This is a genomic window from Bradyrhizobium oligotrophicum (assembly GCF_051168495.1).
Taxonomy (GTDB): Bacteria; Pseudomonadota; Alphaproteobacteria; order Rhizobiales; family Xanthobacteraceae; genus Bradyrhizobium; species Bradyrhizobium oligotrophicum_A.
The window spans coordinates 697913-724357 of the sequence record NZ_JBNPVB010000001.1 but is presented as its reverse complement, the minus strand read 5'-3'; the positions used below and the strand labels follow the sequence as shown (position 1 = coordinate 724357).

Below are 26445 nucleotides of genomic sequence, written 5' to 3'. Positions count from 1 at the left end.
CGTCCGCACCAAGCTCGCTCGCCGGCCCGCTTGCGCGAAGCCCCGAGCCCGACACGTCCACCGCTCCCCGCTCGCTACGCTCCGTGACGATCGGCCGAAACGCCCCTCTTCATCGCGAACGGGATGGCCGAGAAGATCGGCCCGATTTGCCCGACGATGCAAGCCGGCGCGCGTGCGACAAACTGGCTCGACGGGCAGTTTGCGCATGAGGGGGATGCGGGAATTGCCCGTCGGGTGCGACCGCGGCGAGCCTCGAACTAGCAGCCCACTCCATTGGCGGCCATCACACAAATGTCCACGACGTACTGGTTCGACGGGATTACAATCATTACCCTTTGAATCTTTGAACTATATCAGCAATCTTCTTGGGAGAAGTGATGCACTCAGTTGAATCGCCATTTCTCCACCAAAGCTCTTCGCCGACATAAGACACTGAAGACTGAGGGAGAACCGTTATAACTATAACGCCAAGCCCGTAGAATGAGTTAAAATCCATGCTAGACAGCACGCTATCGCGCAGCGACGCTGTTAGCGCCGACTTCTTTATTCCGTCCTTCCATTTTGAGAAGTATTTTTCAAGACTCAATCCCAATCGCCTCGCCTCACGACTCACTCCGACAACATACCGTTTTCCGACTTTCTTGGGGTCAATTTGGTCGAGCTTCCTGATCCGTTCCGAATCAGCCTTCTTATCAGTAACCCCAATAATGATCTTGCCAGTACTCTCCGGCCCGATATTCGCGATCGCGCAAATTGTCTTTATGGCCTTGTCAATCATAAAAACATCTTCCTCTCTCGCTTCACTCAATGAAAGAAGACCTTGCTTAAGTTCATAATTCGCAAGCTCAATTTCCGATCGACGGATTACCCCCTCGATATCAACCACCGTATGATCGGAATATATGGCCTTCGATATTTTCTGGTCTCTCACAAAGTAGGGACTAATTATCCCCTTTACCGAGTCGATATTTTTCCGCCGCTCATCAGCGGCGGTGCCCTTTCGGCCCGTATCTATCCGGCTAGCGAGATTGTCTAGCGACTTCTTTAGGCCAGAGTAATCTGATATTTTCTTTTTCTTTCCAACGGTCAGCTCGTGAAACGCTAGAAGAATGACTGCAAAGACCGAAGGGAACGCATTTGTGTTCGTTTTTGTAAACAGAAGGTTTCTCAGCTTGATCGGCTCGTCGGCATCGCAAACCTTTAGGAGCTCATCAACACAGTACTTGATCTCGTCGCTCACCTTCGTTGAGCCGTAAACTTCTAGGGCACTAAGCATTTGCTCAGAAACCGGACTACCCTTAGCGTAGATTTCGTCTAGCGCATCTTTAGAACGCTCAATTGGACCTCCTCCCACAATACAGGCCACGAGGTCGGCGATACATTGCTCATCCAAACTATCGCGTAAGTCAGTCGAACGAAGGATCCCCTGATTGACCCAAAACACCTCTTCGGCCTTTACCTCATATCCATGATTTGACATCGGCAGATCGACACTGATCGACGGCATCGATTTAAGTTCGAGCACGTCGGCTGAGAGATCACCACGCAACAAGCACGACAGCTCACGGACCGTCGTCGAAAATTCATTTTGAACGCCAGCTTGACGACGTTCCTGATCGCTCAGCCGATGTCCATAGGTATTGATTCGATCAAATACGTCATTGACCTCATCATCGGTTGCGTTCCGCATAACGGACAGCGCAAGGGAATAGTCCAAAATGATAGACACTTCCTTTGTGCTGATTTGCGGTTCATCTTTTGCAATTTGAAACTCGCCCTCCACAGCAGCGGCCGCCGCCGTGGGAAACTGACTTACATTGAAATTTCGCCCATCTTCTAAAGCAAACGAGTTTTCGATGAAGGACACAATCGAATGCAGTCGCTGCAAGCCGTCGATAATTTCATACGTCCCCGATTTCCCATCTCGTTCTGCTATTAGAATAGCGGGAACAGGGTATTTCTTCAGCAAGGACTCGATTAGCTTTTGCTTTTCCTCGAGAGTCCACACAAGCTTTCGCTGATATCGACGGTTTACAAACAGCTTTCCCTCTCGATACCAAGAGTAAACGGTTTGCACGGAGGTCGGCTGTGACGCCAAATCAGCCATCGAGCGATACCCCTTGAGGTTGTTTGCTTTACCTATGAGATATCCCGCCACTGAAATAAAGATATTTTTTCCGCGATTCACCACCTACATGTTTCAATCGCCTTATACCCCCGTCTCAGTGCAACAAAGGAACTGAACTACAGACGATGCATAAATCTAGCACAAGCTTGTCGCGCGCCCTGTCTTCCAGACGTAGGCGGATATGCGTCGCCTCAAGGTATCGGAATTACGGTGACGCCGACAATAAGACGCCAGCGCCCCGCGCACGCACTGCCGGCTCGTCACCCATTGGGCACCATTCCTCAAGGCGGCGCTGTACCCAGATGGCCGGAGCCTAAGGCATCTCCTGTCTCAAGCCGCCCGCGGCTTGTTCACCGTCTCGATGCGATCGAGAGCCTTGCCAAAATCGCGCTTTGCGATCTGGATATCATGGTCGGTCTGCAGATTGAGCCAGAGCTCCGGCGTCGTGTCGAGCGCCTTGGCGAGGCGGAGCGCGGTGTCGGCCTTGATGCCGGTCTGTTCGCTGGCTATCCGCTCGATGCGAGTCCGCGGCAGGCCAGACCTTGGCGAGCGCACCGCCCGTAAGGAAGAGCGGAGCGAGGAACTCTTCGCGCAGAACCTGACCTGGATGCTTGGGCTCGAGCTTCCTGGCCACCTTGGAGCGTCCCTTCGGACGCAACGCCAGCCATCGAGCGACGCCGTGCGCCGCACGTGAAATCAGGTGCGAGACATGCTATATTGGATTCAGATCGGGAGACAGCCAATGCCGACCGTGCCCTTGGAATTCGAATTGCAGACCGACGTCGAGAGCCGCTTGCAGCAGCTTGCCGACGCGCGTCGGCAGCCGGCTGAAACGCTGTTGCGCGAAGCCGTCGAGCAGTATGTCGAGCGCGAGGAAGGCCGGGCGCGCTTGCAGCAGGATGCCGTGGCCGCCTGGGACGACTATCAGTCCACGGGGCTGCACGTGACGGGTGACGAGGCCGACGCGTGGCTGGCGCGTCTCGTGGCTGGCGAGGATGTCGAGCCGCCATCGCCGCACGGCTAGGCAATGACACCGGTTGTCTGGACGCGGCCGGCCCTGCGCGACGTCGCGCGCCTTCACGCATGTCTCGCCGCGAAAAGTCCGAACGCGGCCCAACGGGCGGCCAGCGCCATCCGGGCAGCAGCGGCAGCCCTGCGCGAACATCCGCAACTGGGGCATCCGGTCAAGGAGATGCCCTCCGAATTTCGCGAACGCCATGTTCCGTTCGGACGCGCCGGTTATCTGATCCTGTATCGCTACGACGGTGGGCAAGCCACGATCCTCGCGGTTCGGCACAGCCGTGAAGCGGGATATTGATGCATCAGGTCACTGCGCGCGCGTGACACGATATCGCGCCCCGCCGAAACGGCGGTGAGTTTGGGGCGCCGTCATTTCGAGGAGTATGGGAGCCGCCGTGCTGAGAGAGTTCGGACCCGAGATCTGGATTGCCGACGGCGGGCGCGTCACGGTCGCCGGGTTCTGCTATCCGACCCGCATGGCCGTCGTCAGACTGTCGGACGGCGGGCTGTTCGTCTGGTCGCCGGTTGATCTCACGGACGGCATGCGGGCGGCGGTGAATGCGATCGGAGCGGTGCGGCACATCGTTGCGCCGAATTCGCTGCATCATCTGTTTCTGCCCGCATGGGCCGACGCCTATCCGGCGGCCCGACTGCATGCGCCGCCCGGATTGCGCAAGAAGCGTCCCGACATCGCTTTCCACACAGATCTCGGCGACACGGCGCCTTCGGACTGGGCGGCGGACATCGCGCAGGTCCTGATGACCGGAAACCTCATCACTACGGAGGTCGTGTTCTTCCACGCCCGCAGCAGGACCGTGCTGTTTGCCGATCTGCTGCAGCAGATTCCGGCTGGGCTGATCACCGGCTGGCGCGCCTGGATCGCGAGGGCAGATCTCATGGTCGGGCCGGAGCCGAACGTTCCGCGCAAGTTTCGGCTCGCCTTCGTCGACCGGCGTGCAGCCCGCGCCGCCGTGGGACGCGTCCTGGCCTGGCGTCCCGAACGGGTCCTGATGGCGCATGGGACGCCGGTCCTCGACGAGGCCGATGCCTATCTGAGGCGGGCTTTCGGCTGGCTGCTCGGATGACCGCCGGCATGAGTGGCACGACGCACCGTGACGCTGGCCAACACGGCGGACGGGGGCGGGGTCCGACATTTAGTGCAGCGTCACCGAAATTGTTCTGCTGCGCGCGGTTCAATTCGCAGTGATGTTGTGCAGATGCATCGCGAGCATCATGTCGTGGTGGGTGTCGGCGGAGGCGTAGGTGGCCGACGCGCCATGGTTAACATGGGCGTCGGCTGCGTTGGCCTCGGCTGCGTCGGCCTGCGCATTGGCGAGCACCTGCGCGGCGCCGGCGGTGTCGCCGAGCTTGGTCAGGCTGGCCGCGGTCTCGGCGGCGACGGCCGAGGCGATCGCGGCGGCCTGCTGCGGCGTCTGCACGGGTGCGGCGACGCCCTTCGCCTGCGGCAGCTCGGCGAGCAGCGCCTGGGTGTCCGGCGTCGTGATGTTGTAGCCGAGCGCCTCCAGCACCACGAGGTCGATCGGCGACAGCGTCTGCGACGTGGTCGGATTGTAGAACTCGTTCAGCGGATCGTTGGCGCCCTGGATGCCGGTGTTGAGAAAGTCGGCCGGGTCCGACATCTGGCCGTAGTCGGCGATCTTGGTGACGCCACCGTCGAGCGAGAAATAGGCGGGGGGCGCCGAGCTGAGGCTGTTGTTGATCAGGTTGTGTCCCGGCCGGGTGAAATCGAACAAGTCGAAGATGTCGAGCTGTCCGGGCGACGGCACGCGCCCCAGCGCATGCGACAGTTCGTGCAGCGCGACGCCGACCAGCGACTGGGTCGGGATGTCGGTGTTGAAGACGGCGAAGCCATCCTCCGTCGTGGCGTCGTTCGGGTCGATCAGGCCGAGCACCTTGGCCTGCGCGTTGGCGACGAACACCTGGGAATGGCCCTGCACCGCCCTGGTGGTCGGCAGATTGTCGAACACGGTGTCGCCGGCGGCCGCGTGATCCTGCAGCTCGGTTCTCACCTGCGTGTAGTTGGCCAGCACGCCGTTGCTGACATTGGCGCCGGCGCCGCCGCCGGTGCCGGCGAAGTCGATCGCGAGATTGACGGTGGCCTCGTCGGTGATCGCCGACGACAGGATCGCGGCGGCCTGCTCGACGCCGGCGCGGAAGCTTTCAGGCGCCGCGGCTGCGGCCGCATCGAAGGTGAGATTGAAGGTCAGGCCGCCGGTGTGCACCGACACGGTCTCCGAGCCGTCGGCATGCACCACCGGATCCGACACCGCGCCGTCCGGCAGCACGAACGGCGACGCGGCTGCAGCCGCGGTGGTCGTCGTTGTCTTCGCCGCCGCCGGGTCGGGCGTCATGAGGGCATCGGAGCTCAGTCCGAGCTGGTCATAGGTCAGAGTGTTCATCAGACGGACTCCTCAACAATTGCCGCGGATCCCAGCTGCGAGGCATTCGCATCGTCGACCATCATCGGCAAGTGAGGGAAAAGTCTGACGCAGCCGGCCCCTCTTCGCGGCAAGCCGCGCCATGGTTTGGCTGCGGCATGGCGGCCCCGCCATGCTCCTGCGGCGCTGGTCAGGCGCAGCGAACGCAGGCAAGCTGCGGCAGGCGCCAGCCAACCATTCCCTCTTCCGCGAATCGAGATACCGTCATGAAGATGCGTCCGCTCGGCCGTTCCGGCCTCGTCGTCCCGCCCCTCTGCTTCGGCTGCAACGTGTTCGGCTGGACCGTGGACGAGGCCGCCTCGTTCCGCCTGCTCGACAAGGTGCTGGACGCAGGGATCAGCTTCCTCGACACCGCCGACGTCTATTCGCGCTGGGTGCCGGGCCACAGCGGCGGCGAGTCCGAGACCATCATCGGCAAATGGATGAAGCTGCGCCGCAACCGCGATCGGGTCATTCTCGCCACCAAGGTCGGCATGGACATGGGCGACGGCAAGGTCGGACTGAAGGCCGACTACATATTCCGCGCGGTGGAAGACAGCCTGCGCCGGCTGCAGACCGACGTGATCGATCTCTATCAGTCGCACAAGGATGACGAGACGACGCCGCAGGAGGAGACGCTGGCGGCCTATGACGCGCTCATCAAGGCCGGCAAGGTACGGGTCATCGGCGCCTCGAACTTCTCGGCCGAGCGGCTGCAGGCCGCGCTCGACATCGCGAAAGCCGACAACCTGCCGCGCTATGAGAGCCTGCAGCCGGAATACAGTCTCGCCGAGCGCAGCTCCTATGAAGGCGCGCTGCAGCGCGTCTGCGAGCAAAACGAGGTCGGCGTCATCACCTTCTTCTCGCTCGCCGCGGGCTTCCTGACCGGCAAATATCGCTCCGAAGCCGACTACGGCAAGAGCCCGCGGGGACAGCGCGGCATTCCGAAATACATGAACGAACGCGGCCTGCGCATCCTCGCCGAGCTGGACGCGGTGGCCGAGGAGACCGGCGCGCAGCAAGCCTCGGTCGCGCTGGCCTGGCTGCTCGCCAAGCCCTCGGTGACTGCGCCGATCGCGAGCGCGACCAGGCCGGAGCATGTTGATACGCTGGTCGCGGCGACACAGCTCGCGCTGACGCCGGACCAGGTCGCGCGCCTCGACGCGGCGAGTGCGTGAACTGATCAGCACGTCCGGCCGTTGCGCATGCGTGCGGCGTTTCGACACGCACGCAGCGCGATTGTCGTTGGCCCGCCACTGCCTGTGATCATCAGTTCGGCGTGTTGGACGCCGATTCAGGCCCGCCGGCGCAACTCATTCCGGCGCGCGGCCACCGTAATTCCAGCACAAGCGTGAAGCGCGGCGGGCCACTTTGCAGCAACTCGCGCATCGTCACGACGCGGACAAAATTCAGCCTGGATCGAACTGCTAAGTACACTGCCAGATTAGAATGAATTGAGGAAGCGTTCGGTGAATCGTGTCGCGCGCGTAGCGGTTGGCGCATCCGTCATTGCATTGGCCCTCATTGCATTGGCCCTGTCATTTCTCGTGACGCTGCCCGGCAGCGCCCGAGCCCAGCAATCGCCGCAGCGCGCACCAGCGCCCGGTGCGCCCGTCGGGACGCTGCCGGACCGCGAATCGTTGAATTCCGGCACCGTGACCGTCATCACCGCGCCGATCGGCGGGCCGATGTCGGTGATGGGCTCGGACATGGCGGCGGTGCTCGACGAGGGCGAGAGCCTGCGGGTGCTGCCGATCCTCGGCAAGGGCTCGGCACAGAACCTCGTCGACATCATCATGTTGAAGAACATCGACATGGGCTTCGTCGCCACCGACGCGCTGGAATTCGTCAAGACGGAATACAACATTCCGGACATCGCCCAGCGCGTGCGCTACATCGCGCAGCTGTTCCACAACGACGTCCACATCGTCGCGCGGCGCGAGATCCGCAGCCTGCAGGATCTCATCGGCAAGCGCGTGTTCGCCGAGCGCTCGATCGGATTGCCCGCGGCGCGGACGATCTTCCGCCGGTTCGGCATTCAGGCCGACATCGACTCGCAGACCGATCCGACCGGCGGCCTGCAGAAGCTGGTCGACGGCCAGGGCGACGCCTGGATCGCCTCGGTGTCGAAGGACGCGCCGATCATCAAGGGCGTCAAGAACGACGGCCGCCTGCATCTGCTGCCGATCCCCTACGACCGGGTGCTGCAGGACATCTACCTGCCGTCGACCTTCTCGTCGGAGGAATATCCCAACCTGGTGCCGCCGGGCGCGAAGGTCGACACCGTCGCGGCCTCCACCGTGCTGATGGTGTATAACTGGCCGGAGAACAGCGAGCGCTACCGGCGCACGGCGCGGTTCGTCGATGCGCTGTTCGGCAAGATCCAGGTGCTGCAGTCGCCGCCGCGGCATCCGAAATGGCGCGACACCGTGCTGTCGGCGCCGGTGCAGGGCCTGACCCGCTTCAAGGCGGCGCAGGAGTGGCTCGACGGCGCGCGGGCGATGCAGTCGCCGGCGCCGGACGGCAATCCGGCGGAGTTCCGCAAATTCCTCGACGAGCGCAAGGCGCAGGCGCGGATGTCGTCGGACGAGGCCGCACGGCTCTATAGCGACTTCCTGAAATGGCAGCGGAGCAAGGACGCGCGCTGACCGCGGCGCGTGCAGCCCCGGAGGCCGTGACGCACAATCGTCAGGAGCGCGACAGCGACGCGGCCTTCTGCGCGAGACGACGGAGGGCAGGCATCGCCGCGCCGCGCGTGACGGGGCCGGATGCGCCGGGAGCGCCACCTGGCTGGGGCGAGGACCGCGCGAAACTCATCTGCACGGTCGTGCCGCCACCCGGCGTCTCGCGCAGTTCGACGCGGCCCTGATGCGTCGCCATGACCTGTGACACGATGGAGAGACCGAGGCCCATGCCGTCGCCGTGGACGTGCCCGCGCGCGAATGGCTGCAGCAGACGCTCGGGCTGATCCGCCTGCAGGCCGGGCCCCGTATCGATCACGCTCAGGCGCGCCGACGCGTCGACCTCGACGAGGATGGGCCCGCCGGCGCCGGCATGGGTGACCGCGTTCCTGATCAGGTTGGAGAGCGCGACCGCGATGGCGGGCTCCGAGCCCTGGATCCAGACCGGAGCATCTGGAGCGGCGAAGCCGATCTCGAGGCCGGCCTTGAGGGCCATCGGCACGTGCTCGGCCGTCACGCGACGCGCCAGCCCGACCAGGTCGATCTCGCTCAGTTCGACCGGCTCCATCGAGATGCGCGCCAGTTGCAGCAGCATGGTGACGATCGACGACAGCTTCTGGTTATCGCCGACGAGCCGCGCGCGCAGGCCGTCATCCTGCACCGCCTCGAGCATGGTCCGGGCATTGGTGAGCGGGGTCCGCAGCTCATGGGCCGCGTTGGACAGGAAGTTGCGCTGCGCTTCGGCCGCGTGATCGATGCGCGACAAGGCGCGATTGAACGCGGCGACCAGCGGCAGCAGCTCGGCCGGCGCGTCGCACTCCGGCAGCCGTTGGCCGTCCGGCACGCCCTCGATCATCTCGGCCGCCCTCGCCACCGCGCGCACGGGCCGCGCGATCAGCGTCGGCACGAACACGAGCGCTGCAAACACCGTCGCAACCAGCACCAGAATGATCGGAAGCGCCACGATCGTCGCGTCGGTCAGCGTGCCGAGCATCAGTTGCGTCGATGTATAGGCCACGCCGCCGGTTTCGATCCACACTTCACCGACCGGCGTATTGCGGACGGCCATCATGCGCTTCAGGCTTCGGGTCTCGCCGTCGATCGCATAGGCGACGAAACTGGTGCTGTCCGGTGTCGACGGATGCTTCTGCGGACGCCATTTCGGAATCGGTCCGTAGTTCACCTCGCCGCTCTTGTCCGAGACGACGTACCAGAATGTCGGGAAATCCTGGATGATCCTGTCGAGACGGGGCGTCTGCTTGACGAGCAACTGACCGCTGGCATCCCGAGCCACGGCCTCCTTCAGCGCGTCCGCGACGTCGGCGGCGCCCCATGTGCCGTCATCGTCGCCGCCAAACCGGATCAGCAGCGCGGCAGCGCAGATCAGCATGATGGTGCTGACCACGCCGATCAGCGTCGCGGACAGCAACGTGATGGAGCGGCGGACCCGCACGAGCTTCTGCCACTTGCGCATCCGTCACTCCCCGCTCAGGAGATAGCCGAGACCGCGCACCGGCCTGATCGTGGCCTTGCAACTGACCTCGCGCAGGCGGCGACGCAGCCGCGAGACATGGGCCTCGATCGCATTCGACTGAATCTCGTCCTCGAAGCCGTAGGCCGCGGATTCGAGCGTCTCGCGCAGCACGACGCGCCCGCTGCGGCGGACCAGCGCCTCGAGGATCGCCAGTTCGCGCCGCGGCACCACGATCGGCGCCTGATCGACGCTGACCGCGCGATTGACGATGTCGTAGCTCAGATTGGCGATCGTGACCACCCCGCCGCGGTCGAGAAACAGGCGGCGCAGCACCGCTCTCGCCCGTGCGACCAGCTCGATCGGCTCGAACGGCTTGGCGACGTAGTCGTCCGCGCCTTCATCGAGCGCACGCGCGATGTCTGAGGGATCGTCGAGCGCGGTCAGCACGACGGTCGCCGGGCTCGGCTTTTGTTGCCGCAGGTCCGGCAGCAGCGCCAGCCCGTCACCGTCCGGAAGGCCTCGATCGATCACCACGAGTTCGAAACTGCGCACGGCGATCGCTGCCCGCGCCTCGTCGAGGGTCATGACGATATCCGACGAGCCGAAGGCCTTTGCGAGTGCATCCCGCAGCCAGATCCCCAGATGGGGGTCATCCTCAACGACCAGAACGCGCACGCCAGTTTCCTGCAATCACGCCAGTCTCCAGCAATATTGACACCTCGTGTTCCTATCATTACGGACGGATTACAACAGCATTACGTGGGCTGCGGCCCGATAGCTTTTTTTCAAGTGTTTCATCAAAAGCAGAATTACTCTGCCCGCATCAGCCGAAGTGTCGAGCGGGCCAGCGTTCATCTCTCCGGCGGGCACGATGAGTGCGGGCACGATGCGTGCCGCCTCGTCATGCGACCTCTGCGGCTGCCCAGCGGACTCAGCCGGCATGATTGCAATCGTATGGCGCATCCCTCTCCTGTGGGCCGGATGCAATCGGCCGGTACGCCCGTGCCGGAATGTCAGCCTGCGGTAATCGTCCCGGCGGAGAACTCGCGCGCTCACCCCGCGTCGAGGATACGTCCACATGAGGCCAGGCGCATGATCGACCGGACAGACCGGGCGGTCGCGATTCCGTCATCCGCTGCGACGCGGCGTCAGTCCGCGCTCCCATTCCCGAACTGCGACAGGCCTCGATTTCCGCCGCGCTGCCGCGGCCCGCGCCGCTCCGCCGGCCGGACGTCGAACCCGGCATGCTCCATTTGATGCACACCGACATGTTCCACGACTTTGCGTTGACGGCCGTCGCCGAACGGTCCGACTGCCATCCGGCGGCGTGGCGCCGTCCCTTCCTGCGCTGGTTGGACGGCATCGAGCCCGGCTGGGCCGTGCCATTGCTGCTGCTGTGCTTCGTCACCGTCTGGACGATCTATCTCGGCATCGCCTATGCCGGCGCCGGGCTGCATCCCGATGTGCTGGAGACCGCGATATTCGGCAGGCATTTCAGCTGGGGCTACGCCAAACATCCACCCTTGATGGGCTGGGTCGCCGGCTCCTGGTCCACGCTGTTCCCCGCGTCGGACTGGTCATTTCACCTGATGGCGATGACCAATGCGGCGCTCGCGCTGTGGTTCGTCGATCTCGTTTCGCGGCGCTTCGTGACCGGGGACAAGCGGGTGATCGTGCTGCTCCTGCTGATGTTGACGCCGGCCTATCAGTTTCATGCCCAGCGCTTCAACGCGAACGCGGTGCAGCTGGCGACGTGGCCGCTGGCCACCTACTGCTTCCTGCGCGCGTTCGAAACGCGGACGATGCCCTGGGCGATCGCAGCCGGAATCACCGCCGCGGTCACCGTGCTGGGCAAATATTATTCAGTCTTCCTGGTGGCGAGTTTCGCACTCGCAGCCGCAGCGCATCCGCAGCGACGTGCCTACTTCACGTCGGCTTCGCCATGGATCTCGACTGCCGTCGGCCTCGCAGCGCTGTCGATGCATCTCGACTGGCTCGTGGCAAACGATGCAGCTCCCATCCAGCACGCTCTGACGCACGCCAGGTCCGACCTGTCGACCTCCTTGTGGGATTCCCTGTTCTTCCTGCTCGGACTCCTGGCCGCAATGGCGATTCCTGCCGTGACCTGGATCATCATTGCCGGCGCGCGGATCCGGCAGCTCTGCGCGGAGATGAGAGCGTTGAACGATGGCCTGCGGCTGCTGTTCTACATCGCGATCGGCACGATCAGCCTGCCCGTCGCCAACTCGCTGATCATGGGCACCGACCTGCCGTCACTATGGGCGCTCCAGGGGCTGTTCATGTTCGTGGTGGTGATCGTATGCGGCGCAGACTTTCGGATCGAGCGCTTCCACTCGGTCAACACGGCCGTGTTCACAGCCGGCATCGCCCTTTCAGCCGCGATCATCGCGGCTCCGCTCCACGCGCTCTATCGCAACACTCACGGCTATGAAGAAGGCCGCACCTACTACCAGCAGACTGCGGCGGAGGTGACGAGGCAATGGCGCGAATGGACCGGGCGACCGCTCGAGCATGTCGGCGGCACCGAAAGCCTCGCGTTGGCGACGGCCTTCTACAGCGCCGACCATCCGTCCTACGGTCTGCCCGCAACAGCGCCTCAGCCAGCGACGGACAGTTTGGGCGAGGTGCACGACGAACGCGGCTGGGTTTCGCTCTGCTTTCGGGACCAGGTGTCCTGCATGGAGGCCGAGGAGCGCGCGGCCGCCCGCTCAGGGAGATACGTGAAACGCGAATTCACGGTGCAATCGCGACTGTTCGGACGGCTGGGAAGCACGCGGACGGTGGTCGCATTTCTGGTGGCCGACTGAAGCAGGGCGGCGCTGTCGGGGCGTGGTGACATTCCTCCTCATCCCGCTGCGGATCGAGGCAAGGCCCCGCAGTGGCGGGACCTTGCCCATTGCCGGCCGGTGCGCCGATCTCAGTCGGCGTCCCAGGCTCCGTCCGAATAGCCGTCTCTGTAACCGGAAAGATAGCCGTCGCCATAGCCGCCACCATGACCGACGTCATACTCGTAGACCCGCTGACGACGATAGACGACGCGCGGCGGCGGATAGTCATCGTAGTCGTAGACGTAGGTGGGAGCAGCACGGCCGCTTGCCGCAGATCCGAGCAGCGCCCCGATCGCCAGACCTCCCACCACACCGGCGGCCACCGCCGCTCCGCGGTTGTCGCCGGCGCTGGCCGGCGTCGCTATCGTGCTTGCCATGGTCGATGCCACCATCAGAATCGCGCCAATCCGTTTCATTCCGTTCTCCTTGCAATTGGTCCAGCCGTTGCCGCCGGAGAGTCGTGGCCGAGCCTTACCGCATCATGACGGTTGACAGCTTCACAGCCTGTTCGATGGCGCAACTCTCGGCCACCTCGCACCCGAACTGGCCGCCTGCCCGGCGTGGCATCGCGCGAGCGGCGCGACGAACGGGCGACAGCGGATGCCGGTGATCCGCGGCATGTGAAGCCCCAGATGAATCGCGAGAGAGCGAGGCCCATCACTGCAGGCCGTTCGGGATCGTGGGGCTGGGAAACACCCCGAACGGCCTGCTCGCTGGACTCCGACGACGTTCGAAGCCATGCAGGGCCAGCTCATGATGGATGATGCCGCAGTTTCGACCTGATCAGATCAGGCCTTCAGCTCTGCAACGCCGGTCCACTGTCTTTCCGGTCGGACGCCACATCGGGGGGCCGGCGAGCAATGGCTGCCGTGACACGCGGTCGATGGCGCAATCTGATGTGGTTCCGATCGTATCGACATCCTGACGCTAGGTTCGCGGCCTTACCGCAACATTACGTGGCTCCATCGCCGGGACCGACACCGGACTACACCCTCACGGACGAGGTGAGCGAATGCCGCGTCAAGCAGCGCTGCATGGGCCGGTCACGCTTCGACGCACGAACGACTGTTTGTGCGCGTCACGGAATTGCGTAACTTTTGGGGCAAGCCGCGGCGCAGACGAGGATATCCTCTGGTGAAACGGCCAGGGCTCGACGAGCGATTTTCGAAATGACGGCCCCTCGTTGAGACGGCTCGAGCGTCGCGCCGATGATTCGCGTTCTCTCCGCTACGCTGAGCCAAATCAGCAGGCCTGCCACTTGAATCGTTGTGCGGCTCTCCCGCCATCTGCTAGGTAGTACGGCATCGCGCGATCAGCCGTTGGGAGAGTGGGTGTCTCTGACACGCGAACGGATCGAAGGGCTTGCGCCCGACCAGGCCTCGCTCGCCGCCGCGCTGAAGCTGGTGAAGCCCGCCGGCTGGCCGGTGCTGGCCGCGAGCACGGATGCTGAGGTGCTGTGGGGCGAATGCCAGGGCTCGGGCGCGACGCCGTATCGCGTCGTCACGGCCGCCGACGGCGGCGGCTACAAATGTTCCTGCCCGAGCCGTAAGTTTCCCTGCAAGCATGTGCTCGCGGTGCTGTGGCTGCGCGTCGACAAGCCCGAGCGATTCGAGACCGCGAGCCCGCCGCAATGGGTCGAGGATTGGAGCGCGCGGCGGCGCGGCACGAGTAGCCGACCGGGGAAGCCCAGGCCCGAGGGCGACGATGCCGGCGCGCCGCCTTCGCTCGACGCAGCGCTGGCCGATGCTGCCACCACCGCGCCTGCCGATCCCAAGGCGGCGGCGCGCGCCGAGGCGCAGCGCGAGCGCATCAAGGCCGAGCGCGAAGCGGCGATCCTCGCCGGGCTCGACGAACTCGAGCACTGGATCGCGGACCAGCTCAACCAGGGCCTCGCCGATTTCGCCACGCGCGCCGCAGCCGCCGGGCGCACGCTGTCGACGCGGCTGGTCGACGCCAAGGCCGGCGGCCTCGCGGCCCGGCTCGATCAGCTCGGCACCGAGCTGTTTCGAGTCGGTGACGAGCGCCGCGCCGATCTCGCCATCGAGCGGCTCGGCGCGATGACGCTGATCGCCTCGGCCTATCGGCATCAGGACCGCCTGCCCGCGCCGCTGCGCGAAGATGTCCGCCGCACGGTCGGCTGGTCGGTGCGGCGCGAAGAGCTGCTGGCCGACCCAAGCGCGCCGCGCGCGAGCAGCGTCTGGATCGTTGCCGCCAATCTTTCGGAGGTGCAGCCTGATAAAATTCGTCGGCTGGAAACATGGCTCGTCAACGCGAGCAACGACATCAGCCAGCCGCGCGCAGCCGTGCTGGTCGATTTCGTGCCCGTTTCCAGCGGCGGCGCCGGCTTTCCGTTCGCGCCCGGCGAGGTGATCGACGGCGAGGTCGTGTTCTATCCGTCAGCCGCGCCGTTGCGCGGGTTGCTGGCGAGCCGCAAGACATCAGGCGCCGCATCCTGGCCGCGGCCGCTTCCGGGACTAGCGCCGGCGCTGCAGGACTACGCGGCGAAGCTCGCGGCGTTGCCCTGGCTCGATCGCTGGCCGCTGCTGCTGTCGGGTGTCGCCCTGCGGACCGCCGGCAAGGGCGCGCTCGCGATCATCGATGCCAGCGGCGAGGCGATCGCGGTGGAGCGCGGCCAGGAGGATCAGTTGGCGCCGCTGCTCGGGCTCGACGATCTCAGCCTGCTGTGTCTGTGGGACGGCCGGACCGCGCAGGTGCTCGCCGCCGACACGCCGCTCGGCCGCTGGCATCACGAGGATTGACGATGGCGAGCGCGATCGACCCGCAACTCCACGCCCGGCTGCGCCAGTCGTTCCTGCTCGGCCTGACGCGCCAGCCGCTGACAATGCCGGCGACACTCACGGAGCTGCTGCCGCGCGATCGCGAGCCGGCGCTGCCGCTGCTCGCGCTTACCGCGCAATGGCAGCGCTTTGCCGGCGCGCCATCGCCCGTCGCCGATCCCGTCCCGGACGCCGCGCGGCGGCTGCACGAGGATGCGCGGCCGATCCTGCCCGAGCCGGCGCGGCGCGCGCTCAAGGCGCTCGCGCGCAGCGTCGAGAAGTCGCTGGCCACGAACGTGCTGCCACTCGCGCTGCGCCGTATCCAGGCCGCCGGCTGCCGCCCGCATCCGTTCGACCTGCCCGACCTTGCCGCGCATATCAAAGCGAATGTCGAGGACCAGGGCCTCGCCGAGCGCGCCTTTCTCGCGCTGATTGCCTCCGACTCTGATGAGGACGCGGCGAAGGGCCTGTTCTTCGAGCGCATCACGATCGACAACTGGACCAGCTTCCCCAAGGCGCAGCGCCGCGGCTTCGTCGCCGGGCTGCGCCGCGACAATCCCACCGACGGCCGGGCGCTGATCGAGTCGGTGTGGAAGAGCGAGCCGGCGCCCGTGCGCGCCGCGCTGCTCGACGCGCTCGTGGTCGGCCTCGGCGTCGAAGACAAGCCGTTTCTGGAAAGTCTCGGCACCGATCGCGCCGACAGTATCAAGCAGCTCGCTGCGCAGCTGCTGACGCGGATCGCCGAGACCGCCCAGCGCGGCAGCCGTCTCACCGAAGCCGCGCAATGCTTCAAGCGCGCGGGCTCGCTGCTGGCCAAGATCGGCCTCGGCTCGGCGTCGACTCTGACGTTCAAGCTGCCGAGCGACGGGCTGAAATGGCAGGAGACCGAGGCGCTGCGCGAGCGGGTGTTCGGCGGCCTGCAGCTCTCCGCGCTCGCGGCGGCCGTCGGCGCACCGCCGGAGGCGCTGATCGCGGCGCTGCCGCCGAGCGAGCAACGTGTGCTCATGCTGCTGATGGAGTCCGCCGCCGCCGAAGGGGATGACGACACGGTGATGCGCATCATCGGCGCGCGCCTCACGTCCGGTGACTCCCTGCACGGCTACACGGTGATGTCGCTGGCAACGAAGGCGCGCCAGCCACTTGCGCCGGCCGCGGCCGAGCGCATGATTGCATCACCGTCCTGGCAGAAGGCGGTCAAGGAGCTCGCCGATGCGACCACGCCGGCGGCGCAGAAGGACGACGGCCGGCTGGTGTTGATGGCGGCGCTGATGCCATCAGCGGCGATGCCCGCCTTCCTCGCCTCGCTCGACGCGCTGCCGCTCGCGACCGCGCGGGCGGCGAAGGATTTCACCGATCTCGTTCAGGCGCTGCCGACATGAGCCGCGCCATCCTGATATCCGGAGCATGACCATGACCACGCAAGATGCGAGCAAAGCCGGCGCCCAGTTGCGCAGTTCGGCCGAGGCGCTGCACGCCCATGAGCTCGCGGCGCTGGCGCAGGAGGACACGCGGGCGCGGCCGGCGCAATGGCGGCTGTCGCCACAGGCGGTCGTGACCTATCTGATGGGCGGCCGCACCAAATCCGGCGTCGAGATCTCGCCGAAATATATCGGCAACCGCCGGCTGATCGAGACCGCGGTGGCGACGCTCGCCACCGATCGCGCGCTTCTGATCCTCGGCGTGCCCGGCACGGCGAAATCATGGGTGTCCGAGCATCTGGCCGCGGCGATCTCCGGCTCGTCCGAGATGATCGTGCAATGCACGGCCGGCACCGACGAGAACCAGATCCGCTATGGCTGGAACTACGCGCTGCTGCTGGCCAAGGGCCCGTCGCGCGAGGCGATGGTGGCGACACCCTTGATGCGCGCGATGGAGGCGGGACGGATCGTGCGCTTCGAGGAGCTGACCCGCATGCCCTCGGACGTACAGGACACCTTGATCACCGTGCTGTCGGAAAAGCTGATGCCGATCCCGGAGATCAACGACTCCATTCACGCGACGCGCGGCTTCAACATGATCGCGACCGCGAATGCGCGCGACAAGGGCGTCAACGAATTGTCCTCGGCCTTGAAGCGGCGCTTCAACGTCGTGGTGCTGCCGCTGCCCACCGACCTCGACGAAGAGGTGAAGATCGTCACCAAGCGGGTCGGCGAGATCGGCGGCGGCCTCGAGCTGCCGAAGATCGCGCCGGCCGATCAGGAGATCATGCGCATCGTCACGGTGTTCCGCGAGCTGCGCGACGGCCAGACGCTCGACGGCCGGCTCAAGCTGAAATCGCCTTCCGGCTCGCTGTCCACCGCGGAGGCCATCGCGGTGACGATCGGCGCCTGGGCGGAGGCAGGTCATTTCGGCTCCGGCGTGATCGATGCGCAGAGCATGGCGGCAAACCTGGTCGGCGCCATCGTCAAGGACCCGGTGCAGGACAAGGTCGTGCTGCAGGAATATCTCGAGACCGTGGTGCGCGAACGCAAGCCATGGGCTGATCTCTACGGCGCCATTCGCGACGTGATCTGACATGGCCGCGGCTTCGCCCGATCGCCTGCATCTGCTGGGCATCCGGCATCACGGGCCGGGCTCGGCGCGCGCCGTGTTGTCAGCGCTCGACGCCGCCGATCCGGCGGTGGTGCTGATCGAAGGCCCGCCGGACGCCGATGAGCTGATCAGCTTCGCCACCTCGCCGGCGATGGTGCCGCCGATCGCGCTGCTGGTGCATGCGCAGGACGATGCGGCCAATGCGAGCTTCTTCCCGTTTGCGGTGTTCTCGCCGGAATGGCAGGCGATCCGCTGGGCGCTCGCGAAGGGGCGTCCGGTGCGCTTCATCGATCTGCCGGCGTCGCATCGGCTCGCCGAGCGCGCCAAGGCCAAACCGACGGAGAGTGACGACGGCGAGGCTGCGCCCGAGGACGCCAGCGCGGCCGCTTCAGATCAGCCCGGCGCCACCGATCCGGAGCTGGCGCAGATCCGGCGCGATCCACTCGCCTACCTCGCCACGCTCGCCGGCTATGACGACAGCGAATCCTGGTGGAATGCGATCGTCGAGCAGGGCACGCACGGCCCGGAGATCTTCGCCGCGCTGGAAGCGGCCATCGGCGCGCTGCGCGACAAGATCGATCCCCTGCCCTATCAGCCTGCGGACGAAGCTCTGCGCGAGCTGCGCCGCGAGGCGCATATGCGCTTGGAAATCGCCGCTGCGCTGAGCGGGCAGGATGGACCTGTCGCCGTCGTCTGCGGCGCCTGGCACGTGCCGGCGCTGCGCAGGAAGGTTGCGCTGAAGGACGATCGTGCGCTGCTGAAGGGATTGCCGCAGATCAAGGTGACCGCGACCTGGGTGCCGTGGACCGAGACGCGGCTCGCCGCCAGCTCCGGCTATGGTGCCGGCGTGATCTCGCCCGGCTGGTACGCGCATCTGTGGCAGGGACTGCAGCGCGCTGAGGCCGTCGCATTGGATGCCACCGGTTTCACGACGCGCTGGCAGGCAAGGGTTGCAGAACTGCTGCGGCGGAATGGGCGGCCGGCGTCGACGGCCTCCGTCATCGAGGCGTCCCGGCTCGCCATCACGCTCGCAGCGCTGCGTGACGTGGCGCTGCCGGGCTTGGCCGAGATGCGCGAGGCCAGCCTCGCCACCTTGTGCGAAGGCGAGGCCGCGCCGTTCCGCCTGATCGAGCAGCAGCTCGTCATCGGCCAAGCGGTCGGCGAGATCGACGACAGCGTGCCGCAGATGCCGCTCGCCGCGGACCTCGCGCGCTGGCAGCGCAAGCTGAAGCTCAAGCCCGAGGCGCTGGACAGCGACATTGCACTCGACCTGCGCAGCGAGGCTGGGCTTGCCAAGTCGACGCTGCTGCATCGCCTGGCGCTGATCCAGGTGCCGTGGGGACGGCTGCAGGGATCGGGACAGAGCCGCGGCACGTTCCGCGAAAACTGGCGCTTGCGCTGGGAGCCCGAGTTCTCGGTGAGCCTGGTCGAGGCGCTGGTCCATGGCACGACGGTGGCGCAGGCCGCCGGCAACGCCGCGGTCGCCCATGCGCAGGCGGCCACGTCGCTGAACACCGTCGCCGGCATCGTGCGCGGCTGTCTCGAAGCAGGCCTGACCGAGGCGGCCGAGACGACGATCGCGCTGCTGCAGCAGCGCTCGGCGGCGACCAGCGACGTCGCCGATCTCGCCGAGGCCGTGCCGCCGCTCGCCGAAATCCTGCGCTATGGCACTGCGCGGGCGCTGCCGACCGAGGCGCTGCGCCTGCTGGTCATCAGCCTGATCGAGGCGATCTGTGCCGGCCTCGTCTATGCCTGCCGCAACCTGCAGGCCGATGTCGCCTCAGATCTTCGCGGTAGGCTGGCCCGGCTCGACGTCGCGATCGGGCTGATCGAGGATGCCGGCCTGCGCGAGGGATGGAGCCGCGCGCTCGCATCGGTCGCCACCGATGCATCCGCGCATCCGCTGCTGAAGGGCCAGGCGAGTCGCGCGCTGTACGATCAGGGCATCGTTTCGCCCGAGCAGACGGCGCTTTCACTCTCACGGGCGCTATCACATAGCGTGCCGACACTCGAAGCCGGCGACTGGCTCGACGGCTTCCTCGGCCAGAGCGGCCAGGTGCTGCTGCATGACCAGGCGCTGCGCCGGATCATCGACGGCTGGCTGGCCGCGATCGATGGCGAGGCCTTCAACAATCTGCTGCCGGTGATGCGCCGCGCGTTTGCGAGCTTCGACCGCAGCGAGCGGCGGCGCCTGCTCGATGAGCTCGCCAAGCAGCGACCGCTCGCCGTATCGGCGCCGAGCGACACCATGCCGTTGCAGCCGCTCGCGCCGCTGCCGGCCGGCGCGGCCGGCTTCGACGCCGCGCTGCCCCTGCTGCTGACGATCCTCGGCACCGACCGGCCGATCAAGGAGGTTGAGCGATGAGCAGTGACGCGGATGCGGAGCGCAACCGACGCTGGCGCCTCGTGCTCGGCGGCGACGATCAGGCCGGCCTGTCCACGCGCGACCGAAGGCTCGATGCGGCGCTCGCCGGGCTCTACGACGCGGGCTCCGGCGGCAAGCGCGGCGGCGGACGCCGGGGCGGTCTCGGCGGCTCGGCGCCGCGGGTCGCAAGCTGGCTCGGCGACATCAGGGAGTTCTTTCCCGCGCCCGTCGTGCAGGTGATCCAGAAGGACGCGTTCGAGCGGCTCGGCCTGAAGGAGATGCTGCTGCAGCCGGAGTTTCTCGCAGCGCTCGAGGCTGACGTACATCTCGTCGCCGACCTGATGGCGCTGCGTACCGTCATGCCGGAGAAGACCAAGGCCACGGCGCGGCAGGTGGTGGCGAAAGTGGTGAAGGAGCTGATGGAGAAGCTCGACGCCCGCACCACCGAGACCATCCGCGGCGCGGTCGATCGCCGCCGCCGCACACGGCGTCCGCGTCCGGGCGACATCGACTGGCCGCGCACCATCGGAAAGAACCTGCGCCACTGGCAGGCCGAGCACCGCACCATCGTGCCGGAGACGCTGGTCGGCCACGCCCGCGCGGCGCGCCGGACCAATCTGGAGGAGGTCATCCTCTGCGTCGACCAGTCGGGCTCGATGGGCACGTCGGTGGTCTACTCCTCGATCTTCGCCGCGGTGCTGGCCTCGATCCCGGCGATCGCGATGAAGCTCGTGGTGTTCGACACCAACATCATCGACCTCACCGAGGAGCTGGCCGATCCGGTCGAGGTGCTATTCTCGGTGCAGCTCGGCGGCGGCACCGACATCAACCAGGCGCTGGCCTATTGCGAGCGGCTCGTGCACGAGCCGACGCGCACGCACATGGTGCTGATCAGCGACCTGATCGAGGGCGGCATCGCCGAGCAGATGCTGGCGCGCGCCAAGGCGCTGGTCTCGTCGGGCGTGAACCTGATCGTGCTGCTCGCGCTCAACGACGACGGCCGCCCCGCCTATGACGGCAGGCATGCCGCGATCCTCGCCTCGCTCGGCTGCCCGGTGTTCGCCTGCACGCCGCACCAGTTTCCCGAGCTGATGGCAGCCGCGCTGAAGCGCCAGGACATCTGGTCCTGGGCCGCCGCCCAGGACATCAAGCTGGTGCGGCCGGAGGACGGCGGCGATTAGTCGGCAGGAGACTCGCTGAAACCAAACGGGCGGGGGATTGGGGCCGATTTAGCGCGGCTGGTGCAGCCGCTCATTGGAGTTTTTTGCGGGCGAAGTAGGGCGCCATCGCATGATCTTGTTGCTGGAAGAGCGCGCGGATCCTCCTTTCGCAGCCTGCGGCTTGAGCCATTGCGGCCGCGTCGTTATTCTACGGCTCGACCGGTAGGGATTGACGATGAGCAACCAGACCAAGATGCTGACCGAGCAGGCGCGCGCTTTGCCTCCGCGAGACCGCATTGCACTGGTTGAGGACGTGCTCGACAGCCTGGACCGGGCCGATGCCGATATCGATCAACTCTGGGCGCAGGAGGCGAGCGATCGGCTGGCCGCGTACCGGCGTGGTGAGCTTGCCGCCACAGATCTGCCCAACATCATCGCCAAATACCGGCCGTGACCGACTGCCGCGAAATGGCGCAGACCTGGGTCCGACTTGAAAGCTGACGTTCAGCATACAGGCCTGCGCCGCCCGCACCCCCGTGGAATTCGGCGCCTTTCCATGCTATGGTCCTGCCGTGCACGATCTCCGGGAGCCTTCGGTGCTGCGCGCGCAGGTCAAGGTCGATGTCCAGGCCGACGAGCCGGACTGGACGCCTGCGCGGCAGGAGCTGTGGCGGCGCATCGCCGCGCATGATTTCGAGCCGGACACGCCGCTCAACTTCACGCAGCGTCTGGCCCGCGACCATGGCTGGAGCCTCGACGAGGCCCGCGCCACCATCGAGGCCTATCGCCGCTTCTGCTTCCTCGCGATGGTCTCGCCTGCGCCGGTGACGCCGAGCGAGGTGGTCGACGAGGTCTGGCACCAGCATCTGATCTACTCGCGCGACTATTGGACGGTCTGGTGCGGCGAGCGGCTGCAGGCTCCGCTGCATCACGATCCGACCCCCGGCGGCCCGGAGGCGCAGATGACCTACCGCCGCCAATATGCCGAGACGCTGGCGCTGCACGAACGCTTCTTCGGGCCGCCCAGCCCCGATCTGTGGCCTGCGACACACATCCGTTTCGCCGGCCCGCGCTATCACGTCACCGACCGGACCCATTGGCTCATCCTGCCGCGGCCCCGTGCGTGGCTGCGGCGGTTATTCGGGAGATGATTCCTTGCCGCTCAATCCATTCGACTGGACTGCCGGCCCGTTCCTTCTGCTCTACATCGCCTGTGCAGCCGTCCTGTTCTGGTTTCTCTTCCAGGCGCGGCGCAGGATCGGGCCTTCCGCAACGACGATCCGTCCTCTGACCGAGCTCGAACTGGCCTATCTCGCCGGCGGAGAGCGCCGGCTCGGCGATGCCGTGCTGCTCGGTCTCGCCGCCAAGCGGGCCGCAACGTTCACGCCGCGAGATCACAAGATCACGGTCTCCGACCAATCGGCGCTGGCCGGCTTGATCCAGCGGCCGCCGCATCTGAAGCTTCACCCCGAGATGACACGCAGCGAATTCCAGGCGGCGCTGATGCCGCTCGTCGTCCGGGTGCAGGATCGGCTATGCGCCATCGGCTACTATCCGAACCGCCCGCAGATGCAGGCCTTCCGCAGCGCGGTGCTGCCATTCGTCGGCGTCCTGCTGCTGTTCGGCGCCACCAAGGCCGTCATCGGCGCGCAGCGCCACCATCCGGTGGAATTCCTGCTCATCCTTCTCGCCGCGACCTGCTTTGTCGCCTACGTGCTTTCCAGGCCGCCGTCGCGAACACGCGCCGGAAACGACGCGCTTCGAAACTATCAGGCCTCCCACGCGCGCATCGCCCGTGCCCCCCGCGAGCACGAATTGCTGATGGCGGTCGCGCTGTCGGGCGCGGTGGTCCTGTCCGGCACCGCCTATGCCTCGGTGCTGGCGACGTCGAAAGCGGCGAACAACGGGGGCGGCTGCGGCGGCGGAGGTTGCGGTGGGGGTGGCGGTGGTGGCTGCGGCGGCTGTAGCTGAGCCCACCCGCCATGAGACGGCCTTTTGTCAGCCATCTCCGGCATTATGTCTGGCCCGTGTGACGAAAGCCTAGCCCGGCCCGCATTTTAGAACGGGACGGCTGCGATCATTTCGCACAACAGCTTTGCGAGCAATTTTACAGCCACACAACTGATGTTGCAGACAAGTTACATTTCTTAGCTTGTTCCAATGTTGCTCATATTTGCGCAAATGCCCGCTTTGTTTCATATGATACGATTGTACGTCGAATATTGCTTTTGCGTGATTGCGGATGGGGAATTGGGGATGATTGCGCACATTGTGCATGGTGTCTTTGCGTCGCGTGAGGCTGGCAGGGACCGCCGCCGAATTTCATATCAGAGCAGCGTTTCAGCACTCAGCATCGGACTGGCGGCATTGGCGCTCGGCACCGGCACCGCTCGTGCGGACTGTACGCCGGCCGCGGCTGACAACGTCACTGCAACCTGTTCGGGCACGACCACCAACCAGGGAGCGGGTGCCCCCGGCACGAGCACCAGTACCTTTGGCTACGGCACCGGCGCCGAGGCGGCTGTCACCGTCAACGTCGCGACGGGCGCCACCGTGAGCGGAACGAATGCCGGCATCAACATTCATGACGGCAGCATCTTCAACTCAGGCTCCATCATCGGGACCAGCCTTGAGGGCATCCAGGGCTACAACCTCGCTATCGTCAATGCGGCTGGCGCGACGATCACGGGCAACAACAACGGCATTCAGGGCTATACCGCCTTCATCATCGTCAATTCCGGCACGATCTCCGGGTCAACGGCCATCATCAGCCCATTCGGCTCAGGCATCATCACGAACAATGCCGGAGGCCTGATCACCGGGACGAACTACGGCATTTCCGGCGGCAACGGGGTCCAGGCGATCTACAATGCCGGCACCATCGATGGTGGCTCGATTGGCGTCGCCGCGTACAACGGGTCGCTGATCGCCAACGCCGGAACGATCAGCGGCGGGATCTTCAGCATCGAGATCACCGGCTCCTCGATCATCAATGCCGGAACGATCAACGGTGTGGTGAGCCTCACCGGGGCCAGCAACACGCTGACGCTGCTGCCGGGCTCGGTCATCAACGGCAACGTGGCCGGGAGTCCGAACAACACGTTGCAGCTCGGCGGCAGCGGCAGCGCGACGTTCGACATCTCGCAGCTCGGCGCCGCTGCGCAGTACCGCGCCTTCTCCACCTTCAACAAGATCGACGACTCGGCCTGGACCCTGACCGGCACCAGCACCTACAACGGCGCCGCCAACGTCAATGGCGGCACCTTGCGCGTGGACGGCAATTTCGCGTCGGCGAGCAGCATGACCGTGAACGCCGGCGGCACGCTCACCGGCATCGGCACCGTGGGCCGCACGACCGTGGCGAGCGGTGGCACCCTTGCCCCCGGCAGCGGCGTCGCCGGCACGTCGCTCAGCGTGGCCGGCAATCTCGCCTTTCAGTCGGGGGCAGCCTATCTGGTGCAGGTCTCGCCCACGGCAGCCTCCACCACCAATGTCAGCGGCACCGCGACTCTGGGCGGGGCCACAGTGAACGTCGCCTTCGCGCCGGGCAGCTATGTCGCCAAGTCCTACACCATCCTGACGGCCACCGGCGGCGTCTCCGGCACGTTTGCGCCGACGGTCAGCGCCAACTCGACCACGCTCACGCGGTCGCTCAGCTATGACGCTAACAACGTCTATCTGAACGTCGCACTCGGCTACAGCGGCACGGCCGGCCTGAATGGCAACCAGCGGGCCGTCGGCAATGCCCTGACCAACGCCTTCAACATCGGGGGCGGCATTCCCGGGGCCTATGCGTCGTTGACCCCGGCCGGCCTGGCGCAGGCCGCCGGCCAGCTCGGCAGCTCCACCCAGCAGACGACGTTCGGCGCAATGACTCAGTTCATGGGCATCGTCAGCGATCCCATGCAGCGCGGTGGCGCGATGGGTTCGCCGGGCGGCACCACTGGTTTTGCGGATGAGAACGATCACACCAGCGCCTACGCCGCGCGCCGCCGCAACGATGCCTTTGCCATGGTCACAAAGGCGCCCGCCGCGCCGTTCGCGTCGCGCTGGAGCGTATGGGCGGCCGGCTTCGGCGGCTCGCAGACCACCGACGGCAATGCCGCGGCCGGCTCCGCCAACACCACCAGCAGTCTCTATGGGACCGCGGTTGGCGCCGACTACCTTCTCTCACCGAACACGATCGCAGGCTTCGCACTGGCCGGCGGCGGCACGAACTTCAACGTTACCGGCCAGGGCTGGGGCCGCTCCGACCTGTTCCAGGCCGGCGCCTATGTGCGTCACGTCCAGGGTCCCACCTATGTCTCGGCCGCGTTGGCCTATGGCTGGCAGGCCGTCAGCACCGATCGCATCGTCACAGCCGCCGGCACCGATCATCTGGGCGCTGCGTTCAACACCAACACCTACTCCGGTCGCATCGAAGGCGGCTATCGTCTGGTCGCGCCATGGACCGGCGGCATCGGCCTCACGCCTTACGCAGCAGCCCAGGTAACGGCCGTCGATCTTCCGGCCTATGCGGAGCGCGCCGTCTCGGGCAGTGGCGCCTTCGCGCTGGCCTATGCAGCACGAACGACCACCGACACGCGCTCCGAACTTGGCCTCCGCACCGACAAATCCTATGCCATGCAGAACGGCGCGCTGACGCTGCGCGGCCGTGTCGCCTGGGCGCACGACTTCGACCCGAACCGCACCGCTGCGGCGACCTTCCAGGCGCTGCCGGGAGCAAGCTTCGTCGTCAACGGCGCGGCCCAGGCCACCGACTCCGTGCTGACCACCGCTGCCGCCGAGATGAACTGGGCGAACGGGTGGTCCGCTGGCGCAAGCTTCGAAGGCGAGTTCTCCGGCGTCACGCGCTCCTACGCCGGCAAGGGCGTCGTCCGCTACACTTGGTAGGCCGCAAGGCCGTGTTGGTCAGCCCGCGCGGCACGACAAGAACGGCATCACCATCAGCTCGCTGGACAAGTTAGAAAGCACGCTCGTTCAGCTCATCGGGCGACTGTTGGATCAATCCTCGTAATGGG

The 26445-nt window shown here is 65.9% G+C and carries 20 protein-coding genes and 1 pseudogene; 15 read left to right on the top strand and 6 right to left on the bottom strand.

Features of this window, described 5'->3' with window-relative positions; translation table 11 throughout:
• Positions 1 to 328 precede the first annotated feature (328 nt).
• Entirely contained in the window at positions 329 to 2191 is a 1863-nt protein-coding gene (locus ACQR1B_RS03090; RefSeq protein WP_434831295.1) for a GmrSD restriction endonuclease domain-containing protein, read from the bottom strand.
• Positions 2192 to 2458: 267 nt separating this feature from the next.
• Positions 2459 to 2762, bottom strand: a pseudogene (locus ACQR1B_RS03085) (HigA family addiction module antitoxin).
• 108 nt (positions 2763 to 2870) lie between these two features.
• Between ACQR1B_RS03085 and ACQR1B_RS03080 the strand changes: the two are divergent.
• The 3 genes from ACQR1B_RS03080 to ACQR1B_RS03070 all read left to right on the top strand — a co-directional run bounded on the left by ACQR1B_RS03080 (position 2871) and on the right by ACQR1B_RS03070 (position 4233).
• Positions 2871 to 3152, top strand: coding sequence for a CopG family ribbon-helix-helix protein (locus tag ACQR1B_RS03080; protein WP_434831296.1), 282 nt, complete (start codon positions 2871 to 2873; stop codon positions 3150 to 3152).
• Positions 3153 to 3155: 3 nt separating this feature from the next.
• Complete coding sequence (locus tag ACQR1B_RS03075; protein WP_434831297.1) at positions 3156 to 3446, top strand: type II toxin-antitoxin system RelE/ParE family toxin; 291 nt, start codon at positions 3156 to 3158, stop codon at positions 3444 to 3446.
• Between the two features lie 97 nt (positions 3447 to 3543).
• Positions 3544 to 4233: a DUF4336 domain-containing protein gene (locus ACQR1B_RS03070; RefSeq protein WP_434831298.1), complete on the top strand. Its 690-nt coding sequence runs from the start codon at positions 3544 to 3546 to the stop codon at positions 4231 to 4233.
• Between the two features lie 108 nt (positions 4234 to 4341).
• Here the strand turns inward: ACQR1B_RS03070 and ACQR1B_RS03065 are convergent, their stop codons facing one another.
• Positions 4342 to 5568 carry an NF038122 family metalloprotease gene (locus ACQR1B_RS03065; protein ID WP_434831299.1) on the bottom strand — a complete coding sequence of 409 codons (1227 nt, stop codon included), beginning with the start codon at positions 5566 to 5568 and terminating at the stop codon, positions 4342 to 4344.
• Positions 5569 to 5813: 245 nt separating this feature from the next.
• Between ACQR1B_RS03065 and ACQR1B_RS03060 the strand changes: the two genes are divergently transcribed.
• Positions 5814 to 6764 (top strand): aldo/keto reductase, encoded by a 951-nt coding sequence (locus ACQR1B_RS03060; RefSeq protein ID WP_434831300.1) that lies wholly within the window; start codon positions 5814 to 5816, stop codon positions 6762 to 6764.
• A gap of 291 nt (positions 6765 to 7055) precedes the next feature.
• The gene (locus ACQR1B_RS03055) at positions 7056 to 8234 is read left to right on the top strand and encodes a TAXI family TRAP transporter solute-binding subunit (RefSeq protein ID WP_434831301.1); all 1179 of its coding nucleotides are present in this window, start codon (positions 7056 to 7058) and stop codon (positions 8232 to 8234) included.
• Between the two features lie 40 nt (positions 8235 to 8274).
• Here ACQR1B_RS03055 and ACQR1B_RS03050 read toward each other — a convergent pair whose 3' ends face one another.
• Positions 8275 to 9741, bottom strand: coding sequence for a sensor histidine kinase (locus ACQR1B_RS03050; protein ID WP_434831302.1), 1467 nt, complete (start codon positions 9739 to 9741; stop codon positions 8275 to 8277).
• A gap of 3 nt (positions 9742 to 9744) precedes the next feature.
• Positions 9745 to 10416 (bottom strand): response regulator, encoded by a 672-nt coding sequence (locus ACQR1B_RS03045; RefSeq protein ID WP_434831303.1) that lies wholly within the window; start codon positions 10414 to 10416, stop codon positions 9745 to 9747.
• 569 nt (positions 10417 to 10985) lie between these two features.
• Between ACQR1B_RS03045 and ACQR1B_RS03040 the strand changes: the two genes are divergently transcribed.
• Positions 10986 to 12569: a glycosyltransferase family 39 protein gene (locus ACQR1B_RS03040; RefSeq protein WP_434831304.1), complete on the top strand. Its 1584-nt coding sequence runs from the start codon at positions 10986 to 10988 to the stop codon at positions 12567 to 12569.
• Positions 12570 to 12679: 110 nt separating this feature from the next.
• On the opposite strand, the gene ACQR1B_RS03035 is transcribed toward ACQR1B_RS03040, so the two are convergent.
• Positions 12680 to 13006, bottom strand: coding sequence for a hypothetical protein (locus ACQR1B_RS03035; protein WP_434831305.1), 327 nt, complete (start codon positions 13004 to 13006; stop codon positions 12680 to 12682).
• A 915-nt stretch (positions 13007 to 13921) separates the two neighbouring features.
• On the opposite strand from ACQR1B_RS03035, the gene ACQR1B_RS03030 reads away from it, so the two are divergent.
• The 9 genes from ACQR1B_RS03030 (at position 13922) to ACQR1B_RS02990 (ending at position 26317) form a co-directional block, all read left to right on the top strand.
• Entirely contained in the window at positions 13922 to 15349 is a 1428-nt protein-coding gene (locus tag ACQR1B_RS03030) for an SWIM zinc finger family protein (RefSeq protein ID WP_434831306.1), read from the top strand.
• 2 nt (positions 15350 to 15351) lie between these two features.
• Positions 15352 to 16746: a DUF5691 domain-containing protein gene (locus ACQR1B_RS03025; RefSeq protein WP_434831307.1), complete on the top strand. Its 1395-nt coding sequence runs from the start codon at positions 15352 to 15354 to the stop codon at positions 16744 to 16746.
• Between the two features lie 31 nt (positions 16747 to 16777).
• Positions 16778 to 17881 (top strand): ATP-binding protein, encoded by a 1104-nt coding sequence (locus ACQR1B_RS03020; RefSeq protein ID WP_434831308.1) that lies wholly within the window; start codon positions 16778 to 16780, stop codon positions 17879 to 17881.
• A gap of 1 nt (position 17882) precedes the next feature.
• Positions 17883 to 20264, top strand: coding sequence for a DUF5682 family protein (locus ACQR1B_RS03015; protein ID WP_434831309.1), 2382 nt, complete (start codon positions 17883 to 17885; stop codon positions 20262 to 20264).
• Positions 20261 to 21445 (top strand): VWA domain-containing protein, encoded by a 1185-nt coding sequence (locus tag ACQR1B_RS03010; RefSeq protein WP_434831310.1) that lies wholly within the window; start codon positions 20261 to 20263, stop codon positions 21443 to 21445. Before ACQR1B_RS03015 ends, ACQR1B_RS03010 begins: the two co-directional genes overlap by 4 nt.
• A 214-nt stretch (positions 21446 to 21659) precedes the next feature.
• The gene (locus ACQR1B_RS03005; RefSeq protein WP_434831311.1) at positions 21660 to 21878 is read left to right on the top strand and encodes an addiction module protein; all 219 of its coding nucleotides are present in this window, start codon (positions 21660 to 21662) and stop codon (positions 21876 to 21878) included.
• Positions 21879 to 22020: 142 nt separating this feature from the next.
• Positions 22021 to 22575: a glycine-rich domain-containing protein gene (locus ACQR1B_RS03000; protein WP_434831312.1), complete on the top strand. Its 555-nt coding sequence runs from the start codon at positions 22021 to 22023 to the stop codon at positions 22573 to 22575.
• Positions 22576 to 22579: 4 nt separating this feature from the next.
• Positions 22580 to 23395, top strand: a complete 816-nt coding sequence (locus tag ACQR1B_RS02995) for a TIGR04222 domain-containing membrane protein (RefSeq protein WP_434831313.1) — start codon at positions 22580 to 22582, stop codon at positions 23393 to 23395.
• A 285-nt stretch (positions 23396 to 23680) separates the two neighbouring features.
• Entirely contained in the window at positions 23681 to 26317 is a 2637-nt protein-coding gene (locus ACQR1B_RS02990; RefSeq protein ID WP_434831314.1) for an autotransporter outer membrane beta-barrel domain-containing protein, read from the top strand.
• The last annotated feature ends 128 nt before the right edge of the window (positions 26318 to 26445 follow it).